This window comes from Planomonospora algeriensis, from assembly GCF_977012225.1.
This window is the reverse complement of the sequence record NZ_CDRNDK010000559.1, coordinates 1-3,630: the sequence shown is the minus strand read 5'-3', so window position 1 is coordinate 3,630 and position 3,630 is coordinate 1. Positions and strand designations below refer to the sequence as shown.

1 protein-coding gene and 1 pseudogene are annotated in these 3,630 nt (G+C 73.2%); one reads left to right on the top strand and one right to left on the bottom strand.

Going from position 1 to position 3,630, the window contains the following annotated elements; genetic code table 11:
* Positions 1-618: 618 nt before the first annotated feature.
* A pseudogene (locus tag ACWJ6R_RS32390) lies at positions 619-2,948 on the bottom strand (HelD family protein).
* 221 nt (positions 2,949-3,169) lie between these two features.
* On the opposite strand from ACWJ6R_RS32390, the gene ACWJ6R_RS32385 reads away from it, so the two are divergent.
* Positions 3,170-3,630 (top strand): MarR family transcriptional regulator (locus ACWJ6R_RS32385; protein WP_449065864.1); only part of this gene is annotated, 461 nt, incomplete at its 3' end.

Here is a 3,630-nt window from a genome sequence, read left to right as displayed (position 1 = left end):
GTCCGGCCGAGCGGTCCCGCCACCGGGGACCGTCCGGGACGCCCTCCGGCGACGCGGCCGGGGGAGCCCCCGGCGGAGGGGCCGTCTTCTCCTGCACCACGGGGGCTCCTTGCGGACGTCGGACCTGGCTGGACCTGCCAACCGAACGCTACCCCCGACACGGCAGCGGGGTGACCTCCAGGGCGGACGGATGCCCTGGGGATCACCCCGAAACTTGCACTCGCCGGCACGGGAGCGGAAAGAGTGCCCGGACGAACCCTTCGGACCGGTTCCGTCCCGTCGGCGGCGGGCGCGGATTGCCGTTGTCTACTGGGTGCCCAGGCCCCTCCCGGGTTCGTTCCCCCGCCCGGTTGGGGTGCCCCGACCCGACTGACCAGCGGTCCTGCGCCTGGCTGTACGGGCGGAGTCACGCTCCGCCGCGGGGCGAGGAACCGGTGATGTCGGAGGCGGCCAACCGGCCAGTCCCGTGCTGGACTGGGCAGCAAAACTACCGGCCTCAGCTCAGATGTCAACCTCGTCACCAACTGCGGAAACACCCCGTTTCCGCAGCTAGCGCACGTCCGGTCGAGCAGCCTCCGGCCTTGCTCCGTATCCGGATAGCCGCCCGCGGCGGGCGGCTCAGCCGGTCCGGCGTTGCTCGAGCCCGGCGAGCGGCTCGGGGAGCGGAGCGCCGTGGACCACGCCCAGCCGCCGCGTCGCCCGGGTCAGGGCCACGTACAGGTCGCTCGCCCCGCGGGGGACTCGCTCAGGATGCGGTCCGGCTCGACCACGATGACCGTGTCGAACTCCAGGCCCTTGGCGTCGGCGACGCTCAGCACCGCCGCGGGGGCGTCCAGGGCCGCCGCGCCGGGCCCGGCGACCGCGCCGTCGACAGCCCGGGTCACCGCCTCGCCCAGCTCGGCTCTGAGGGACTCCGGGACGAGCACCGCCAGGCGGCCACCCTCAACGATCTCGGCCTTGACCACCTCGGGCAGGGACTCCAGCGGCGAGGCCGCCCAGGGCCGCTCACCGGTCTCGCGGACCGAGGCGGGGGCGGTGAGCCCGGGACCGACCAGCGGGAGCACCGCGGCGGCCACCGCCATCAGCTCGGTGGGGGTGCGGTAGTTGACGGTGAGGTTCTCGACCCGCCAGCGCCCGCCCACATAAGGGTCGAGCACCCGCTCCCAGGAGCGGGCTCCGGCGGCCGACGCGGTCTGCGCCAGGTCGCCGACGATCGTCATCGACCGGGTGGGGCACCGGCGCATGACCATCCGCCAGTCCATCGGCGACAGCTCCTGCGCCTCGTCCACGATGATGTGGCCGAAGGCCCAGGTGCGGTCGCCCGCGGCCCGCTCGGCGGTGGTGAGGTAGAACTCGTCGCCCAGGTGCCGGGCGGCGAACTTCTCCGCGTCCATGATCTCGGACAGGCCGGTCAGCTCCAGCACCTCCTTGGCGTAGGCGAGCTGCATGCTGTCCTCCTCGCGCGCGGCGGCGCGGGCGGCGGCCTGCTCCTCCTCGGCCATCCACGCCCCGGCCCGCAGCACGCCCGGGTCGATGTCGCCGAGCAGCTCGGCGGCCTCGTCCAGCAGCGCCACGTCGGCGGGCGACCACCAGCCCTCCCCCTTGCGCGGCGGCTCGCGCAGCAGCAGCGCGCGCTCGTCCGGGCTCAGGTCGGCCGCGGCGTACTCCAGCCGCTCGCGGGAGGTGAACAGCCCCAGCAGGAGCTGCTGCGGGGTGGTGTAAGGCCACAGCCGGTTCAGGGCGGCCTTCACCGGCTGCTCGGTGCGGAGCTCCTCGCGCAGGTCGGCCAGCTCGTCGTCGTCGATGACGCCCTTGCCCAGCAGCTTGGCGGCCTGCCGGGCGAGGGCGTTGAGCAGGTGGCGGACGAAGACCGAGCGGGCCTCGTTGTGGGAACGGCGCGAGCGGGCGGCCCGGTTGCGCGCGGCCTCCAGGGTGCGGCCGTCGAGGCTGAGGGTGTAGCGGTCCAGCTTGATCTCGATCGGCCGGCGGGGCACCCGCTGCCGCTCCCGTACGGCGCGCGCCACGACCTGGACCATCCGCTCGTCGCCCTTGACCGCGGCCGTCTCGGGCCGCTCGGCGGCGGTCGCGGTGATCCCGGGGTACAGCTCGGCGACCGTGGACAGCAGCACGTCGGTCTCGCCCAGGGAGGGCAGGACCTGCTCGATGTAGCGCAGGAAGGTCAGGTTGGGGCCGAGGATGAGCACGCCCCGGCGGGCCAGCTTCTCCCGGTGGGTGTAGAGCAGGTAGGCCGCCCGGTGCAGGGCCACGACGGTCTTGCCGGTGCCGGGCCCGCCCTGCACGACGAGCACGCCGGACAGGTCCGAGCGGATGATGCGGTCCTGCTCGGCCTGGATGGTGGCCACGATGTCGCGCATCCGGCCGGTGCGGTGCGCGCCGAGGGAGGCCAGCAGCGCGGCCTCGCCGTTGAGCGTGGCCACGTCCTCGTCGCTGAGGGTGTCGAGGTCGAGCAGGTCGTCGTCGACGCCGATCACCTTGCGGCCCTTGGTCTGCAGGTGGCGGCGGCGGGTGACGCCCATCGGGGAGGCGGGGGTGGCCCGGTAGAACGGCTGCGCCACCGGTGCCCGCCAGTCGATCAGCAGCCGGCGCTGGTCGTCGTCGGCCAGGCCGATGCGGCCGATGTAGAGGGAGGTGTGGTCGGCGTTGTCGAGCCGGCCGAAGCACAGGCCGTTCTCCACCGCCCACAGGCGCGCCAGCCGCTCGGCGTACATCCCGGCGAAGCTGTCGCGCTCCGAGCGGTTCTGGTGGGTGCCGCCGCCGCCCTGGGCCAGCACTCCGTCGAGCTGCCGCTGGGTGCGGTCGCGCAACAGGTCGAGCCGCTCGTAGAGGGAGGTGACATACTCCTGTTCCCTGGCGAGCTCGATTTGACGGGTTGCCGTCGCTCCATTATCTTTGCCGCTAATAGGATACTCCGGGCCATATAAATGCATTGTGCTGGTTGTTATGACAAACCATCACCCTAGCAGGTCCGTTGAGATGTTCACATTCCCCGGGCCGCCCTCCTTCCCCGGCCATCGCACACCCTCCGCCCCGCCGTCGTCACGGCTTGGTTTCGGCGCTCTCCCCCTCCTTGACGGCCCGCCTCCGGCTCCTTAGATTCTCTTCAAGTTAGGAAACTTTCCTAACTTGAAGACGACGTTCTGGAGGGGCCGTGCCTCAGCCGACACCGGGCACCCCGAGCCTGCTGCGCGCCATCAACGACCGGGCCGCGCTCCAGGCGCTCCTGGAGCGCGGCCCGCTGACCCGCCCGGAGATCGGCGCCCTCACCGGCCTGTCCAAGCCCACCGCCTCGCAGCTCCTCCTCCGGCTGCAGGAGGCCGGGCTGGTCGTGCCGGGCGGCGTGCGGGAGGGGATGCCGGGACGCACCGCGGAGGTCTACCGGCTCAACCCGTCCGCCGCGTACGTCGCCGCGCTGGACGTCACCCGCACCCACATCGACGCCAGGGTCGCCGACATCACGGGCGCGGTGGTCGGCGAGCACCGGCAGCCCACCCCGGCCCCCGAGACCCCCCGGGACACCGGGCAGGCCACCGAGGACGCCGTACGGAACGCGCGCGCCGCCCTCGACGGCGCGGGCGCCCCCCGCCGCCCTGCGGCACGTCGGTCGTCGGC